The 18059-nt window shown below is 33.5% G+C and carries 13 protein-coding genes and 1 tRNA gene; 10 read left to right on the top strand and 4 right to left on the bottom strand.

Translation table 11 applies throughout. From position 1 onward, the window contains the following. Positions 1–47: 47 nt before the first annotated feature. From N4T20_RS10635 to N4T20_RS10590, 10 genes are all read left to right on the top strand, one after another. Entirely contained in the window at positions 48–356 is a 309-nt protein-coding gene (locus tag N4T20_RS10635) for a thioredoxin family protein (RefSeq protein WP_007805605.1), read from the top strand. Positions 357–464: 108 nt separating this feature from the next. Continuing rightward, complete coding sequence (locus N4T20_RS10630) at positions 465–722, top strand: DUF6952 family protein (protein WP_260672976.1); 258 nt, start codon at positions 465–467, stop codon at positions 720–722. 696 nt (positions 723–1418) lie between these two features. Continuing rightward, on the top strand, positions 1419–1916 hold the full coding sequence (gene tpx, locus N4T20_RS10625) for a thiol peroxidase (protein WP_260672975.1): 498 nt from the start codon (positions 1419–1421) through the stop codon (positions 1914–1916). A gap of 13 nt (positions 1917–1929) precedes the next feature. Further along, positions 1930–2301 (top strand): diacylglycerol kinase family protein, encoded by a 372-nt coding sequence (locus N4T20_RS10620; RefSeq protein ID WP_260672974.1) that lies wholly within the window; start codon positions 1930–1932, stop codon positions 2299–2301. Between the two features lie 18 nt (positions 2302–2319). Further along, positions 2320–4773 carry a DNA translocase FtsK gene (locus tag N4T20_RS10615; protein ID WP_260672973.1) on the top strand — a complete coding sequence of 818 codons (2454 nt, stop codon included), beginning with the start codon at positions 2320–2322 and terminating at the stop codon, positions 4771–4773. 7 nt (positions 4774–4780) lie between these two features. Next, positions 4781–5473, top strand: coding sequence for an outer membrane lipoprotein carrier protein LolA (locus N4T20_RS10610; protein ID WP_260672972.1), 693 nt, complete (start codon positions 4781–4783; stop codon positions 5471–5473). 8 nt (positions 5474–5481) lie between these two features. Continuing rightward, entirely contained in the window at positions 5482–6936 is a 1455-nt protein-coding gene (locus N4T20_RS10605; protein ID WP_260672971.1) for an LptF/LptG family permease, read from the top strand. A 2-nt stretch (positions 6937–6938) separates the two neighbouring features. Then, on the top strand, positions 6939–8072 hold the full coding sequence (gene ribB / locus N4T20_RS10600; RefSeq protein WP_260672970.1) for a 3,4-dihydroxy-2-butanone-4-phosphate synthase: 1134 nt from the start codon (positions 6939–6941) through the stop codon (positions 8070–8072). Position 8073: 1 nt separating this feature from the next. After that, positions 8074–8472: an acyl-CoA thioesterase gene (locus N4T20_RS10595; RefSeq protein WP_260672969.1), complete on the top strand. Its 399-nt coding sequence runs from the start codon at positions 8074–8076 to the stop codon at positions 8470–8472. A 151-nt stretch (positions 8473–8623) separates the two neighbouring features. Further along, positions 8624–8711, top strand: a tRNA-Ser gene (locus tag N4T20_RS10590). A gap of 423 nt (positions 8712–9134) precedes the next feature. Here the strand turns inward: N4T20_RS10590 and N4T20_RS10585 are convergent. The 4 genes from N4T20_RS10585 to N4T20_RS10570 form a co-directional block, all read right to left on the bottom strand. Further along, on the bottom strand, positions 9135–11075 hold the full coding sequence (locus N4T20_RS10585; RefSeq protein WP_260672968.1) for an alpha/beta hydrolase: 1941 nt from the start codon (positions 11073–11075) through the stop codon (positions 9135–9137). A gap of 12 nt (positions 11076–11087) precedes the next feature. Beyond that, positions 11088–11738 (bottom strand): 4'-phosphopantetheinyl transferase family protein, encoded by a 651-nt coding sequence (locus tag N4T20_RS10580; RefSeq protein WP_260672967.1) that lies wholly within the window; start codon positions 11736–11738, stop codon positions 11088–11090. Positions 11739–11756: 18 nt separating this feature from the next. Continuing rightward, positions 11757–16202, bottom strand: coding sequence for an amino acid adenylation domain-containing protein (locus N4T20_RS10575; RefSeq protein WP_260672966.1), 4446 nt, complete (start codon positions 16200–16202; stop codon positions 11757–11759). Between the two features lie 189 nt (positions 16203–16391). Further along, entirely contained in the window at positions 16392–18035 is a 1644-nt protein-coding gene (locus N4T20_RS10570; RefSeq protein WP_260672965.1) for a cyclic peptide export ABC transporter, read from the bottom strand. Positions 18036–18059 lie beyond the last annotated feature (24 nt).

Below are 18059 nucleotides of genomic sequence, written 5' to 3'. Positions count from 1 at the left end.
TTTGTCTCTTTGAACCTTTGCAACTTTGAACCTTAAAAAATAAAGAAATGTTAATCGACTTAAACGAAGATACGTTAGCAGATTTAGTTGCTAAAAACGAAAAAGTAGTAGTGCAATATTCAGCTTCATGGTGCGGAAATTGCCGTATTATGAAACCAAAATTCAAAAAATTAGCAACAGAAAATGAAGCTATCACTTTTGTTTTGGTTGATGCAGAAAATTCTCCTGAATCAAGAAAATTAGCTAATGTAAGCAACTTGCCAACATTCGCAACTTTCGTAAACGGACAATTGGTTGGTGAAACGCAAACTAACAAACAAGAAGTTTTAATCGATCTTGTAAACGCAATTGCTTAATTTCAGATCGTTAGACTTCCTTAGATTTTTAGACATCTTAGATGATGTAAAAAATTTATGGAAAGTCTAAAAAGTCTAAGCAAGTCTAAAAATCTAAGAAATCTAAACATGAAATTACCAGTAATTAAGCATTTAACGCAATTCATCGAAGAAAACGATCAAGATTACATTATAGAAACTATCGAAGTTCTAGAAGCCATGACTGAAATTCCTTCTCTAAAAGATGAAGAATTAGATGTAATCGGCGAATTGATTTCAAATATGTACGGTGCCCTTGAAGTGCAAAAATTGATAGCACAAGGAACAGACAAAAAAGAAGCTTTAAATACGTTCATGAAACGTGTACTAGGCTCTATCGATAAATAATATCGACCTCTTTTTCAAAGAAAAAACAAAAAACATGACTAAGAAAGCGTTTCTATTTTGGGGACGCTTTTTTTGTTTTTAGTCGCAGTTTTTAGTCACAGCTTACACGCAATATTTGTCAGGCTGAGCGGAGTCGAAGTCCACGTACGTAGCTCTGCAATCTTTGTCAAAATTACTTTGCGCGGGCTTCGACTCCGCTCAGCCTGACAAGCGTGAAGCAAATCTAAAATTTATCCCGAGGCTTCGGGACTAAAATCTAAAATAATTTGGGCGAGCCACCATCCCGATAAAAGGGCCAACCCATTTTGCGCATATGCGCCCTTTTATCAGGATGCTGTCGGGCTATCCGCGCTACTCCGGTAGCCAGCTCCTATCCCTCTCGCGGGTAAACGGTTTCAATTGACTTTTATATTTATCGACAAAGAATTGTCAGGCTGAGCGTCCCGAGGCTTCGGGAGAAGCCCGCGCAAAGTACATCGCCAAAGATTTGCGACTTAGATTGTGGAACCACTTATCTGGGCCTCGACTACGCTCAGCCTGACAAACTAAATATAAAACGTGCTATTTCAATATAAAATTCGTGAATTCGTGGCGATCCAAAAACCAACCTTAATCTCTCCTTAAACCCGTAACAAATACTTTTAGATTCAAATATTAATCCTTACTTTTGAGCCTCATTAATTTTAAACAAAAATCATGGCATCTATCACATTAGGAGGAAATCCAGTTCATACATCAGGCGAATTGCCAGCTGTTGGATCACAATTAGCTGACTTCAAATTAGTACAAAACGATTTATCAGTTGCTTCTTTAAGCACTTTCGCTGGTAAAAAATTAGTTTTAAACATCTTCCCAAGTGTTGATACAGGAACTTGCGCAACATCTGTAAGAACTTTCAATGCAAGTGCAAGCGGATTGGAAAACACAACAGTTTTATGCATTTCTAGAGATTTGCCTTTCGCTCAAAAACGTTTCTGCGGTGCCGAAGGTTTAGAAAATGTAGTAAACTTATCAGATTTTCAAACTGGAGCTTTTGGTAAAGCAAACGGTTTAGAAATCGTTGACGGACCTTTAGCAGGTTTACATTCAAGAGCCATCATTGTTGTTGATGCTGACGGTAAAATCGTTCACACAGAACAAGTTGCAGAAATCGCAAACGAACCAAATTACGAAGCAGCTTTAGCCGCATTATAATATTTTCCTATAAATGGAGTTTCAAAAAGACAACACATTTGTTACAGGCCGTTTAAAAAGCATGACTTATGCTTTTAACGGCGCTGTAAAATTAATTAAGACAGAACACAGCATTATGGTCCAATTTTCATTAGGAATCATAATGACTATTTTAGGTTTTTATTTTCATATTTCACAAACCGAATGGCTTTGTCAAACTCTGGCAATCGGTTTAGTTTTAGCAATCGAAGGATTAAACACAGCAGTTGAAAAAATTGCCGACTTTATCCATCCTGATTACAGCAAACGAATCGGATTTATTAAAGATATTGCTGCTGGAGCGGTATTTTTTGCCGCAATGACTGCAATTGCAATAGGCTTGATTATTTATATTCCAAAATTTTAGGCAAAGGAAAACGCAAGAATGGCAAAAAATAAAAAAGAAACTGCAGATAAAAAAAACGACAAACAAGAAGGAAATAAAAAATCTTTTAAGATATCTAAACAGCAAAAATTTGTTTTAGGATGTCTTTTGGTTCTTTTTTCTATCGCCCTATTGGTCGCATTTATTTCTTTTTATGTAAATGGACAATGGCAAAACGATCAAAGTGTTGTAAACCAACTTAGCGACCGTACTGAAGTTGCAGAGAACTGGCTCGGAAAATTCGGAGCTTATCTTGCTGATTTAATTATCTACAGAGGTTTTGGACTTGCTTCTTTCGTTTTCGTGCGTTTATTTTTCCTTACCGGAATGTTTTTAGCGTTGGAACTTTCAACTCAAAAGCTAAAAAACACTTGGTTCTGGGATATGTTTGCCATCATTATCGTTTCTATATTATTTGGCTTCTTTGCTACTTCTGCACCAGAATTAGGAGGAACAATTGGGTATGAATTAAATTTATTCCTGCAGGATTACCTAGGAAAAACAGGTACTCTGCTTACACTGCTTTTTGGTTTGATTGTCTACTTGATTTTCAAAATCAAATTATCGCCAGAAAAAATCCAATCGTATTTTGATTCAACCAAAAAAGAATTCAAATCTGAATTAGACACTTTAAAACCTGCTGTAAATGAACCAGAAAGCGCTTATAATCTGGAAGAATTTGCAATTAAAGAAGAAGTAGAAAGCGATCCTGAAATAGATGATATTCACATCAAAACAGTTGACACGCAATTCGAACTTAACAAGGAAGCTTTAAAGCCAACAATTTCTCATGCTTCAGAAATTGAATTAAACCCGATTTTAAAACCTATTCAACCGCCGCCTGTACAAATTACTGCCACTCCAGAAGAGGCATTTGTAATAGAAAAAGCAGAGGAAGAAGATATTATTGAAGAAAACTTGGCTTCACGTCTCGTTGCCGATTTCGGATTATTTGATCCAACTTTGGATTTATCAAATTACAAATTTCCAACCATCGATTTATTAAAAGAATATTCGACAGGCGGAATTACGATAAATCAAGAAGAATTAGAAGAAAACAAAAATAAGATTGTAGATACGCTTCGCAATTACAAAATTGAAATCGCACAGATTAAAGCAACCGTTGGACCATCGGTTACTTTATATGAAATTGTACCAGAAGCGGGAATCAGAATTTCAAAAATTAAGAGCCTGGAAGATGATATCGCTTTATCATTATCAGCATTAGGAATTCGTATTATTGCACCAATTCCAGGAAAAGGAACTATCGGTATTGAGGTTCCAAACAAAAACCCAACTATGGTTTCTATGAAAAGCGTCATTGGAGCCGCAAAATTCCAAGAAGCCGAAATGGAATTGCCAATTGCACTAGGAAAAACCATTTCTAACGAAACTTTTGTTGTCGATCTTGCTAAAATGCCTCACTTATTGATGGCGGGAGCAACTGGACAAGGAAAGTCTGTTGGATTAAATGCGGTTTTAACTTCGCTTTTATACAAAAAACATCCAGCAGAAGTAAAATTTGTTTTGGTCGATCCGAAAAAAGTTGAGCTTACGCTTTTCAACAAAATTGAAAGACATTATTTGGCCAAACTTCCTGACACAGAAGATGCTATTATTACAGATAATGCAAAAGTTGTCAATACTTTAAATTCCCTTTGCGTGGAAATGGATAATCGCTATTCTTTATTGAAAGATGCGATGGTTCGTAATATTAAAGAATACAACGAAAAATTTAAGTCTAGAAAATTAAATCCAGAAGCTGGCCACCGATTTTTACCATACATTGTTCTGGTTGTCGATGAGTTTGCCGATTTGATTATGACCGCAGGAAAAGAAGTCGAAGTTCCAATTGCACGTCTGGCCCAATTAGCCCGAGCCATTGGTATCCACCTGATTATTGCTACACAAAGACCATCTGTAAACGTTATTACAGGTTTAATCAAAGCCAATTTCCCTGCCAGAATTGCGTTTAGAGTAACTTCAAAAATTGACTCTAGAACTATTTTAGACACTCAGGGAGCCGATCAGTTGATTGGACGCGGAGATTTATTATACACCAATGGAAACGATGTAATTCGTGTGCAATGTGCTTTCATTGACACGCCTGAAGTGGAAAAAATTACAGACTTTATTGGAGGACAAAAAGCATACGCTACAGCTTATTTGCTTCCAGAGTTTGTTGGAGAAGAAAGTGGCATCAATCTTGATATAGATATTTCCGAAAGAGATACTTTATTTAGAGAAGCGGCAGAGATAATTGTCAATGCACAGCAGGGTTCTGCTTCTTTATTGCAACGAAAACTAAAATTAGGATACAACAGAGCGGGTCGTTTGATCGACCAACTTGAGGCAGCAGGTATTGTTGGTCCGTTTGAAGGCAGTAAAGCACGCAGTGTAAACATCTTAGATTTAAATGCTCTTGATCAATTTTTTAATAATGAACAAAATTAATCCAATCATGAAAGCAAAAATTCAAGAAATCAACAACAATTCTATCACAAACATGACTAAAAAGTGTCTTCAAATGGCAGTTATTTTGCTTTTGAGCTTCACTTCTATTCAGGCTCAAGATAAAAAAGCGAAAGATTTATTGAACGAAGTAACTTCTAAAATAAAAAGCTACGACAATATTGTTATCGATTTTAAATATTCTTTGAATAATGCCAAAGAAAACATTAATCAAGACAGTAAAGGAAACGTAACGATGAAAGGAAATCAATATGTTTTGAATTTCATGGGTGTTACCAAAATCTTTGACGGTCAGAAAACATACACTATCGTTCCTGAAGACGAAGAAGTTACTATTTCTAAAGTAAACGAGAAAGATGATAACGCAATTACTCCTTCAAAAATGCTTACTTTCTTCAATTCTGGCTACAAATACAACATGGACATTGTTCAGAATGTAAAAGGAAGAAAAATTCAATACATCAAATTAGTTCCAACTAGCAGAAAAGACCAAAGAAAAGAAATTTTGTTAGGTATTGACGTTCAGACAAAACACATTTACAATTTGATTGAAACTGGGAAAAACGGAACAAAAACAACTTTAACCGTTAATTCTTTTAAAACCAATCAGCCATTATCAAAAAATCAATTTACCTTTGTAGCGAGTAAATACCCGAAATACTACATCAATAAATTAGATTAATCAGAAGGTTGAAAATTCTAGACAAATACTTATTAAAAACATTCTTACTTACATTTACCACGGTATTTGTAATCTTATTTTTCATATTCATACTACAGACAGTATGGCTATTTATTTCAGAACTAGCAGGTAAAGATCTCGACTTGATTTTGGTCGTGAAATTCCTGCTTTTTTCTATGCCGCGTATTATTCCGCTGGTTTTACCGCTTTCGGTTTTATTAGCCTCTATCATGACTTTCGGAAATCTGGCTGAAAACTATGAATTTGCCGCAATGAAATCTTCAGGAATCTCCTTGCAAAGAGCGATGCGAGTATTGATTATTTTCATTTTCGTTTTAAGCATTGTTGCTTTTTGGTTTGCCAACAATGTTATTCCTTATGCCGAATATAAATTCGTTAACTTTAGAAAAAACATCGCGCAAGCCAAGCCTGCAATGGCTATTGCCGAAGGTCAGTTTAATGATGTTGGAACTTACAATATTAAAGTAAACAAAAAATCTGGCGAAAACGGCAATCATCTGGCAGGTGTAACTATTCACGAAAAAGCGAATAATATGGGAGAAAATAAAACCGTTATTAAAGCAAAAACTGGTGAACTTGTAAGCAGTGAAAAATCTAGCATTTTAAAACTGGTTTTAAATGACGGTTACTATTACCAGGATGTTACTCCAAAAAAATATGAGGATCGTGCAAAAATGCCTTTCATTAAAGGAAAGTTTAAAACGCAGATCATCAATATCGATTTATCTGAGCTTAACAAAGTTGACGACAGCAAAGAAAGCATTGCAGGAACAAATGCAATGCTAAATGTTAACGAGTTACGCTACACTCTAGACTCATTGAGCAAAAATTTAGATAACGAAATTGTTTCTTTTTCTGAGAACATTAATCAGAGAGTTGGAATTAAAAGATTTGCTATTGATTCTCAAAAAAATATCAAGAAGAAACCACTTCCAAACGATGTGTTATCTATTTATTCCAACAAAGACAAAGTAGATGTTTTAAAAATGGCTGGAAGCAATATAACCAGCAATATTTATTCTATAGAAACTACTCAGCGAGATTTAAAAGATAAAGAGCGAGAAATCAATAAACATTATAATGCATTATACGAGAAATTCGTTATTGCTTTTGCCTGTTTCCTAATGTTTTTTATTGGGGCTCCTCTTGGTGCTATCATTAGAAAAGGAGGGCTTGGGCTTCCTATTGTATTTGCGGTCTTAATCTTTATTACTTTCCATTTTATCAATACATTTGGAAAAAGGCTGTCTCAAGAAGGCGGAATGACTCCTTTTATGGGTTCTTGGATGTCTTCTTTTATATTGTCTCCACTTGCCATATTATTAACCTATCGTGCCACAAACGACAATGGATTAATTAATTTTGACGCAATTACAACTCCAATTTCACAACTAATTCAGAAAATCTCTGAGCGGTTTTCGCCTGCTCAAAAGCAAAAATAATTATGTCAACAACAAAAATACAATTGAATACCATTGAAGAAGCTATAGAAGATATTCGTCAAGGTAAAGTAATCATTGTAGTCGATGATGAAGATCGTGAAAATGAAGGTGACTTTTTGGCTGCTGCCGAAAAAGTAACACCAGAGATGATCAATTTTATGGCTACTCACGGACGTGGTTTAATTTGTACGCCTCTTACAGAAAGCCGATGCAAAGAACTGGATCTTCGCGCAATGGTGACCAACAATACAGATCATATGGAAACAGCTTTTACTGTTTCTGTTGATTTAAAAGGTCAAGGTGTTACAACTGGAATTTCTGCTGCAGATAGATCTAAAACAGTTGAATCCTTAGTTGATCCAAATACAAAACCTCACGATTTAGCTCGCCCTGGCCATATTTTCCCTTTAATCGCCAAACAAGGCGGTGTTTTAAGAAGAACAGGACATACTGAGGCTGCTATTGATTTTGCGCGTCTAGCTGGATTTAAACCTGCAGGCGTGATCTGCGAAATCTTAAACGAAGACGGAACAATGTCCCGTTTGCCAGAATTGGTTAAAGTGGCTAAAAAATTTAATTTAAAATTAGTTTCTATAGAAGATCTGGTTGCTTATAGAATGCAGCACGATAGCTTAATCGTTAAAAAAGAGGATTTTGATATCGAAACTCGTTTTGGAACTTTCCGCTTAAGAGCTTACGAACAGACCACAAACAAACAAATCCATATTGCTTTAACCAAAGGAACTTGGAATCTTGGGGAGCCTATCTTAACAAGAATTCACTCTTCTCAGGTAAATAATGACTTATTAGGCACATTGACCAATAATGCCGAACAGCAATTGGACGATATGTTTAAAGTGATTAATGAAAATGGAAAAGGTGCTGTAATCTTTATCAATCAAGACATGACGGCTGTTAACCTTTTGAATAGAATTTCTGAGCTAAAAACATTACAAGCTAACGGAACTTTAAAAGCACCAAAAGTTATCATTGACAGCAAAGATTATGGTATTGGAGCTCAAATTCTTCATGATATAGATATTTCTAAAATCAGATTGGTTTCGAATACAGAACAAACAAAACGAGTTGGTATGATTGGATACGGACTTGAAATTACAGAATACGTTAATTACTAATATGGGAACAGTAGAAGAAAGAATACAAAAATCGGAAACTCGAATTTTTAAAGCCGTTTTCCCTAGTACAACGAATCATTACGACACTTTGTTTGGAGGAACAGCATTGCATCTTATGGATGAAGTTGCTTTTATCTGCGCTACGCGTTTCAGCCGCAAAAAAGTAGTTACAATTTCGACAGGTCAGATTGATTTCAAAAAAGCGATTCCAGCAGGAACTTTAATTGAATTAGTTGCAAAAGTAGACAGCGTTGGAAGAACAAGCTGTAAAATTCACGTCGATATTTTCATGGAACAAATGTATTCGGAGCTTCGCGAAACGGTAGTATCTGGAACTTTTTCGTTTGTTGCTGTCGACGAACACAAAAAACCAACGCCAATTTTAGACGATTTGATTTAATTTTCAAAAAAGCGTCGCTTTCGGAAATACTGATAATTAGACACTTGTAAATTATCTCAAAAAACTTTAAAAAAAAGTCCAAAAAAAGTTTTGATAACCGAAAAACCGTCTTATATTTGCACCCGCAATCAGGCACTGATAGCGACATACTGGAGAAATGGCAGAGCGGTCGAATGCGGCAGTCTTGAAAACTGTTGACTGTAACAGGTCCGGGGGTTCGAATCCCTCTTTCTCCGCCAGTAGAAGTTTTTAAAAGAAACTTTAAAAATAAAAAGCCTTTAAACACAAGTGTTTAAAGGCTTTTTTATTTTTACACACTTTTCAAAAAGCATATGTTTTATCAAAGAATGGTTTCCCCTGTTCGTTACCCCGTTTCTTTAGAGTCATTTTTCTCTCAAATGGGTAACTAAATCTTTTCAAAAAATCCGAAAAAAAAATGGTAAAGCCTGCAACTCGTAAGATTTGCAGGCTTTTTCCTTTTATATCCCTTTTCTGTCATATAAAACTAAAGCGGTTTTAAGAACAAAGAGGTTAACTACATACTATCTGACATTATAACTCTAAAGATAAAGCCATTACCAAGTGAGACAGAAGCTTTACTCTATTCTAATATGCTAAAAATCTCATATCACGAACTTGAAAAACTGGCAAAAAAAATTATTTTAGAATAAAAATCCCCAATACTGGAAATAAACACCGATAAGTAATAAAGAGAACAAAATAGCTACAACAACGCTTTTATTCAAAATAGACTTAATTTTAAGAGCAAAATAAAGTATTGAAATCATAGTAAATACTATAAAAGCCCATTGAATGACAAACAAGTAATCAAATTGATTTGGAACTCCAAAAGCAAGTATGTAAAAATTGTCTTGAGCTGTACTATTTACAGCTAAAACAAAACCAATAATTGCAAATAAGCCCAATAAAGAAGTTACTATAATTAAAAACTTCATGAATTTATTTTGGGCAGCATTTTTCCTATTTCTAATTAGTGCACAGCAAAAACTGAAAATTGAAATTAACAGAATAAGAACGGCGATTAAGAACGGTACAAAAAATAACATATCGAATTCATTCAGGCTGTTAGCAAAATTAGAAATGCCTCCATTTACCTTTACATCGGTAACAAAATGAACTTTATTGTTTGATTGAAATCCTTTCGCATCAGGGCTCTTACTTGGATTTTTTATAAATTCATTTAAAATTTCAGATCCAATTTTCGAAAAACTAGGTGCATGACCAGAAATTGGAGCATTTACTAAAAAACCATTTTTGAACTTCCCAACAATAGTTTTCCCGTTTGAAGCTGGAGTAATAGGATCAAATGATCCAGAAAATACTAATACTGGAACTGTCAATGATGGCAGGTTAGATAAATCATTTAAAGCCTTAGACGACTTATCAACTCCTAAATTCCATTTATCGCATACTAAAAAGTCTGATTTATAAAAAGACAATCCTCCTTTTAATTTTTTATAATTAAGCGCCTCCTTGTTAAATTCTGAAATCGAGTTATATGGAATTGTTTCGTTACAGCTCACACAATAATACGCTCCATAATCTAATCTTAAAGCCCCTGAAAAAGCAGCGACAAGCGAACTCAAAGTACTTTTGTTTCCTTTATTAAATTCTGTAATTAACAAGGGCAATACTTCAATTAATTTTCTTTGATAGAGGGATTGTTGAATAGCAATTTTAAAATCTTCTGCATTATAGGTAAACTCCCCGCTAGGAATGATTCTCTTATCAACTTTAATCGTTATAGGATTTTTATCTAATTTTTCTATTGTTTCATAATAGGTACTCTCCAGATTTGGGTATTGCGCATTACAATTAGGATCGTTTTCACAGGCGCTAAAAACTTTTTTAAGGCTGTTCATGTAATTTCCAGTATTATGATTATAATATGTAGAAATATCTGAAATCGAAGAATCCAAAATTAAGGATTTAATATCCTGAGGAAAATCATTTGCATAAACCTGAGCTGTGTAAGTTCCATAAGAAACCCCATAAACATTCCATTTATTATACTTTAAAGCCTTTTTTAAAGCATTTAAATCTTTAGCAATTGATTTACTATTGTACGAGTTTATATCGATGTCTCTATTTAATAAATCTTGCTTACAGTCCATTGCAGCAATAGCTTTTTGCTGTTCATCTTGCGTGCTGTTCTGGTTTTTAGATAGTATTTCCAAGAATTTTTTTCCTAAATCAGGACAAAATTTAGGCAAAGAATTGCCAGTGCCCCTAACATCAACTAAAACAATGTCACTATTTTCTCTTAACGGATGTCTCAACCAATTCCAAATTCCTTCAATACCTCCTGCTCCTGGCCCTCCTTCAACATATAAAACAGGATTTGAGGCTGTATTTTTTGAGGTGCATTTTAAAATTGCAACTGCAATTTTAATTGCTTTACCCTTTGGTTTATCCCAATTTTCAGGGACGTTTAAGTACCTCCATTCTATATTATCTTGATTAATAATTTTTTCTTCAGGAAAGAAAGTTTTTGTTTTTTCTAATTTAAAAGTATCTGTTTGAGAAAACAAACAAGCTGGCAGCAGACATAGGAGAAAAAATAGTCCCTTTAGGTTTTTCATTTTGTTTTATGATTAAATTATTGGATTTATAGTATATTTTTTTATTGATATTTCACTGATATTTGTTTTTAGTGAGATGTAACATTTATATCTTTCATCTATTTTCATTTCCTTCAAATAGTATTTTTCTTCATCGATTTTGGTCGTATTATCCAAAATTTCAAATGATTTTAGGGGAATTGACAATCCGTGGCCATGCGCCTTTATCACGGCTTCTTTTTGTGTCCAATAATCAAAAAAAGAACGTTTTATATTATTCGCCAAAACAATATTCTTCCATTCATTTTCAGTCATTTGATCTTTAAATTCATCTATTTCAATATCGCTTACAATTTCAACATCAATCCCTATTTCATGTTTATCATTTAATGCACAGACAACAATATCTCCTGAATGTGAGATATTAAACTGGATTAAATCATTATCAAAGTAAGGCTTACTATATTTGGTGTGTTTGATCACTTTGTCGTAAGGATTATGCTTGTAAATTTCTTCAATCCCTTTAAACAATATTATTCGCCCTAAAAGTGACAATTGTGCATCTTGCCATCTTCGGTATCGCTTAATTTTCTCTTGATAATCAACTGGAAATTTCGGCAGATCATTTTTCAACAAACTTTCGTGATTTTCCTTAGACAGATAAGAATAATAGATGTAAATCAAAACTAGAGATGTTTTTTTTTAGAAATTAAAATCAAAATCAAGTGCCGTGCTTTTCTCAAATTCTAATCTAGCATCAATTAAATCCACTTTCATTAATGGATTTTTTACTATTTCATTTAAAATTTTATTGTATTTCAAAGCAATAATTTCTATCGTATCTTCCTCAAATAAATCACAGTTATATTCTATAATACCTTTCAGCCTATTATCGCTTTCAAACAAATTAAACACAACAGGCATCCTGCTGTATTTGTTGTCAATAGGATAAGACGTTAATTTTAAACCATTTAATTGATCGATATTCTCAAATGAAAACTCTGGATTTTGATAAGCCAGCATAACGTCAAAAAGAGATTGAGACAGTTTCTCGAATGGGACTGCTTCATAATCATTTATTTCTAATAAATTATTTTGCGTATTTCTCAATATATCAGCAAAAGTGAGCTCTGGCTCAATTTGCGTTCTTAAAACAAGAGTCTTAACAAACATCCCAATTTGATTATGTATCTCTAGGATATTTCTTCCGTTGTTTACGGTTCCTATACAGATATCATTATGATTAGAGAGTTTATAAATGAGAACATTTAAAGCCCCTACTAAAATGGTATAAAAAGTGACTTGCTCGCAAAGCGCTAATTCCTTTAAATCTGAAGTAACATTGGTTGTCAGTTCAAACAAATACTTGCTTCCGCTTTGCTGATTGTTTTCAATGCTAAAATCCCTGTCGAAAGAATCTTTAGGATGATAGTTTTTAAGATATTCTTCCCAAAACAATTTGTTTTTAAAAATATTATCATCCCATTTTTTATTGAACCATTCCGAATAATCTTTAAATTGAAATTGCAAAGCATTTACTTTTGCTGCGTCTAGAGAAGCATGATTATTGTAATTTTCAATAAATTCTTTGATAAAAATTTCTAGAGACAATCCATCCATTATAATGTGATGCGTAGAAAAGAGCATTATAAATTGATCTGTCTCTAATTGAAGGAGTCTGACTCTTATTAATAAATCTGTTTCTAAATCAAATGCTGTATTAACTAATTGGTTTATAGTTTCTCGGGCTTTTTCACTTTTTAATTTGTCGACAGCAATTTCAAACCTTGCGTTTTCAGGAGCATTAATTTTTTGATAAGGAACTCCATCTCTTTCAATAAAATTTGTCCTTAAAATTTCATACTTATTTATTGTTTCATTTATTGCATTTGTAATACTATCCAAATTTACAATCCCCTCAATGCTATAAGCAGCTGACATATTGTAAGCTATTGAACCATTTTTTTGTTGAGACGCTAACCAAATATTGTATTGGGAAGGAGTCACATCGTAAAATTTTTTAGATTCAGACCATGATATGGCACTCGATTGACTTGGTTTTAGCTCTTGTAAATAGCCAGCTAATAATCCAACTGTTGGATAGTCAAAAATCGTTTTTAAAGTAATCGCAAACGAAAGCTGTTTGGCAATTAGTCCAATCAATTTAACGGCATTTAGTGAATGTCCGCCAAGAGCAAAAAAATTATCATTTACGCCTATAGGTTCTTTACTGTATAATACTTCTTTCCAATATTCAGAAAGTTTTTTTTCTAAATAGGAAACAGGAGCTTTAAAGTCATCATAATTCGTATTTTGCTGAATGGCTTTTTGCGATAATGATTTCCTATCCACTTTTTGGTTTGGAGTAAGCGGAAATCTTTCTAGAGGAATGATTGCATTGGGAATCATATAGTAGGGAAGATTCATTTTCAACGCTGCACTGATTTTTTCCGTATCAATTTCTTCTTCACTTTTTAAAACATAAGCCACTAAAAAAGCTTCTTGTTGATTTCCTTTTTTAGCAATTACTACAGAATCATTAATTCCTTCTATTTGATTTAATTGCGACTCTATATCCCCAAGCTCAATTCTATAACCTCTAATCTTAACCTGATTATCATTTCTTCCTAAAAACTCAATTTCGCCTTCATCATTCCACTTTCCTACATCACCAGTTTCATATAATAAACTTCCAGCATCAAATGGATTTTCAATAAATTTTTCTTTGGTCAGCGTCTCATTTTTATAATACCCTTTCGCTAATCCATCTCCTGCAATATAAATGGCTCCAGGTGTCCCTATTGGCATGGGACTTAAAAATGGATCTAATATATAAAACTGTGTATTGTTTATTGGTTTCCCTATATTGGACTCTTCTTTTGGACGTTCAATTTTTTTTATGCTGGACCAAATTGTGGTTTCTGTCGGCCCATACATATTCCAAACTTCCAAACTACTGCTGATGAGCTTTTCGGCCAATGCTTGGCTTAATAAATCGCCTCCACACAGTACTTTTAATCTTTTGTCCCCATGCCAGTCCGCATTAAACAACATTTGATAAAAACTTGGAGTGGCTTGAATTATGGTAGGCTGTATCTCCTCTATTTTTCGGATAATAGAATTAGGATCTTTTAAAATTTCCTGACTTGCGATATATAAAACAGCTCCTGAAAGTAATGGCACAAAAAACTCTAAAATTGAAATATCAAAAGAATAAGTCGTTACCGAAAACAATACATCATTTGAACTAACTCCTGGTTTTTGCTGGATGCTGATTAAAAAATTAAGCAAGGATTGATGTCCTATTTCAACGCCTTTGGGGTTCCCGGTTGAACCTGATGTGTATATGATATAGGCTGTATCTTTAGGAGAAATAGTTGCGGATCTGATGCCTTCGAATACATCAATTCCGGCTAAAATATTATCTAATGACACAATCGTGACATCTTGAATACCTTCTAATTCATACTCCTTTTCGCTAATAAGTATTTTACTTTGGCTGTTTTCAACAATATAACTTAATCGCTCTTTTGGAAAAGCAGGATCCAAAGGAATATAGGACCTGCCTGATTTTAAAATGCCTAATAAAACAGCAACCATATTGGCAGATCTTCCTAATAGGACTGCAATTGGTGACTTATCTTTTTCGCCATAAGCCGCAATAAGATGTTCTGCTAGTTGGTTTGAAAACTTGTTAAGTTCAGAGTAAGAATAGGATTTATGATCATCTTTTAGGGCTTCTTTTTCTGGGGTTTTCTCTACTTGCGCCTCAAACAAATCTATCAGCGTCTTGTCTTTCGGGTAATCAGCTTTTGTGTTGTTAAATTCAACCGTTAGCTGATTCTTTTCTTTTTTAGACAAATAGGTTAACTCTCTCAGTTTTTTATCAGGAGAAACTAAAACAGCGTTAATTAAATTTTCAAAATGATGGGTAACTTCTGTTATTCGTGAATCATCAAAATAATTCAGATTATAATCAAAGTCTATTTTCACATCTTCCTGTTCATCAAACTCTCTAATGTAAATAGCCAAAGCCACACGCTCTGACTGATGGGTTAATGGAATTACCCTTGTTTGCGTGTTTTGGAAATCATTAGAATAATTTTGTTTTTCATAAGAAAGCGTAATATTAAATAATCTTTCTTTCTCATTAAAAATTTGAAGTTCCTGAATTAGTTTACCCAGAGGAAATCTTTGATGGCGGTAATCATTTCTTAATTGATTTTTTATATCAATGATTAAATTTTCAAAAGTTGCCTCAAAATCCAAAGAGATTCTTAAAGGTGAAATTCCCATAAAGAGACCGACCGTTTTCTTGTATTTGGATTTGCTTCTATTCAAAACAGGCAAACCTATTGCAAAATCATTATTCTGGTGTTTTCTTCCAAAATAAATATATAAAACTGCGAGAATTAAATTAAATGTCGAGCATTTGTGTATAGCTGCTAGCTGATTTAATTTGTTGTAGACTTCTCTTTTTACAATCAGTTCCTTACGATTGCTTTTATTAATTTGAAGTGTATCGTCTAGTTTTTCAAACAAATTCTCAGGTAAAGACTCAAACTTTTTAACCCAGCGTTCTGCATCTTGTTTATACGATTCGGAATTTTGATATTCGGCATCATCTTCCGTAAAGTCTTTATAACTAAAAGAATACACTGTTTTAATTTCGCCAAATTCAAAAATCTCGTTATAATTTTGAACCAATCTTTGAAACATTAAGGAAGTGCCCCAGCCATCAGTTATAATATGATGGTAGACCGAAAATAAATAATGAAAATCTTCCTGAACTTTTACCAGAGTAAAAATATGCAAAAGAGTTCCCTTCAATAAATCAAAAGGTTTCATGAATTCCTGTTGCATATAGAAATTGGCATCATCAATTGCATTTTCATGTTTTGAAAAATCTATAAAACCCAATTCAGATTGGTGTTCTTCAACTATTTTGATTCTTATATCATCTTCATCCTTTATAATAATGCTTCTATAAGCATCATGTTGATTAATTAATTCAACGTATGCTTTTTTGAATATTTCAATGTTTATTATTCCTTTAATTTCAATTTTAGCTCCAATATTATATATCGGTTCATTTGGAAACAACAATTGATCAAAATAAACATCTTGCTGGGGTAGGGTAAGTTTCATTTGCAAATAAATGTTTTTGGTTTAATGACTCAGCTATTGAGGCTAAAGAATAAAGATGACAACTCATAATGTGCTCTTTCAAGCAGATGGGACTCCTAACAGATTTTTTTTAATAAAATCACAAAAAAGAATTCTCGAAAATCTGAGTGAAACTTTTGATTGAGAATTTGTACATTTTATTTATCTCTGTTACTTCACCTCACTATACCATAAACTTTCCGTTGACACAACATTGTCATCCACCTTAAAATCTTTCACAATTTGACCATAATCAAATTTTATAATTCTGTCGGCATATTTGAAATAAGCATCATCATGCGTAACCGCGATAATTGTTTTGCCTTCTTCTTTGAGTTTAGGCAATAGATTTTCATAAAAATATTTGCGGAAATGCGGATCCTGATCTGCTGCCCATTCATCTAAAACCAAAATAGGTTTGTTCTCTAAAAGCGCAAGTATCATAGACATTCTTTTGCTTTGTCCTTTAGAAAAGGAACGTCTTGCCGATTCTTCTTTGTCGTCTAACACGACTTTATCGAGTTCCATTATTTTTAATAATTTCTGATATTCTTCATTTTTCTCTAAAGAATAATTATCGTAATTATGAGAAAAAATATGATTATCAGTAAATACAGCAGCTATTAAATTTTGTGTGGCAGTACTTGAATTTGTGGCTGCCTCATTTAAAATCATTTCACCTTCCGAAGGCTGGTACAAACCTGTCAATATATTTATAAATGTACTTTTCCCGCTGCCGTTTCCGCCAATAATGAATATCGTTTCGCCTTTTTTTATCGATGTATTTATTGGCCCCAAAGCAAAAGACTTCTCCATCGTGTCGCTGTCATAAGCAAAAGAGAGATTATTGAATTCCAGCGAACTAAAACTTTCAACTGGCACATTTTTGTTATCTAAAGTTACCGGGGCAGTATCAAAATCGCTCATGAATTTTTTAATTCTGGCATTAGCAACTGTCAGACGCGTATAGACGTTCTGCATATTAATCAAGTTGTTTATAGGCCCGGCAATAAACAAGATAATAACAACATACGAAATAACATCTTCTCTTTTAAGAATATTCAATTCTGGCAATAAAAAAAGAATAACTCCGATCACTAAATACAAACCATATTGACTTATCAAATTAATGGACAAAAAGACATAATTAATTTTAAAATCCAGTCCTTTAGCGCTTTCTCTGTTAGGAGACAGGTGTGCATTCATTAGATTTTCTCTTCTCTGGCCGCTTAGTTTGAAACCTTTAAAACCTTTAATGACATCATCTACATACTTATAATAATGCTCGTTGAACTTTCTAAGATTCCCTACTTTTTGAGACATGGTATTGATTACAACAAGATAAAAAACAGCAATTAAAATTATTAAAACAATAACGACCAAAGCTGCTGCTGTCGATAAGGTAAACAAGTATATCATGCAAAGTAATACCATCAATAAAGAATTGATAGTATGGGTGACCACCTCTGGAAAAGACGAAAATACTCTTAAATCTTCTATGGCGGTATAAAAGCGTTGCGATCCCATTTTTTCAAGGGCAATCAAAGGTGCTTTCAATATTTTGTCAAATATCTTTTTTTCATTTTCATACAACATCTCAAAAGAATATTTATTGATTCTTTTTTGGAATATGATATTGAGCAGATAGGTGTAAATTACGACTGATACAAATACGATTCCCATATAATCCGTCAAAAAACCTTCTTTGCCCGAGATTACATTGTTCATGATGTATATGATTCCGAAACTGAGAATGGTGTTAGGGATCGCGTAAAGCAGAAGGTAAATAGCCTGTGAAAATTTTAGCTTAAGCATAATTTATTTCGTGTATTAGTGGTT

It is taken from the genome of Flavobacterium sp. TR2 (genome assembly GCF_025252405.1).
GTDB lineage: Bacteria > Bacteroidota > Bacteroidia > Flavobacteriales > Flavobacteriaceae > Flavobacterium.
Note: the sequence above shows the minus strand (reverse complement) of the source record. Positions and strands in the feature narration are given on the sequence as shown.

Coding starts and splice junctions, on each gene's coding strand:
- N4T20_RS10635 (WP_007805605.1), top strand. CDS start 48: ATGTTAATCGACTTAAACGAAGATACGTTAGCAGATTTAGTTGCTAAA.
- N4T20_RS10630 (WP_260672976.1), top strand. CDS start 465: ATGAAATTACCAGTAATTAAGCATTTAACGCAATTCATCGAAGAAAAC.
- tpx (WP_260672975.1), top strand. CDS start 1,419: ATGGCATCTATCACATTAGGAGGAAATCCAGTTCATACATCAGGCGAA.
- N4T20_RS10620 (WP_260672974.1), top strand. CDS start 1,930: ATGGAGTTTCAAAAAGACAACACATTTGTTACAGGCCGTTTAAAAAGC.
- N4T20_RS10615 (WP_260672973.1), top strand. CDS start 2,320: ATGGCAAAAAATAAAAAAGAAACTGCAGATAAAAAAAACGACAAACAA.
- N4T20_RS10610 (WP_260672972.1), top strand. CDS start 4,781: ATGAAAGCAAAAATTCAAGAAATCAACAACAATTCTATCACAAACATG.
- ribB (WP_260672970.1), top strand. CDS start 6,939: ATGTCAACAACAAAAATACAATTGAATACCATTGAAGAAGCTATAGAA.
- N4T20_RS10595 (WP_260672969.1), top strand. CDS start 8,074: ATGGGAACAGTAGAAGAAAGAATACAAAAATCGGAAACTCGAATTTTT.
- N4T20_RS10585 (WP_260672968.1), bottom strand. CDS start 11,075: ATGAAAAACCTAAAGGGACTATTTTTTCTCCTATGTCTGCTGCCAGCT.
- N4T20_RS10575 (WP_260672966.1), bottom strand. CDS start 16,202: ATGAAACTTACCCTACCCCAGCAAGATGTTTATTTTGATCAATTGTTG.
- N4T20_RS10570 (WP_260672965.1), bottom strand. CDS start 18,035: ATGCTTAAGCTAAAATTTTCACAGGCTATTTACCTTCTGCTTTACGCG.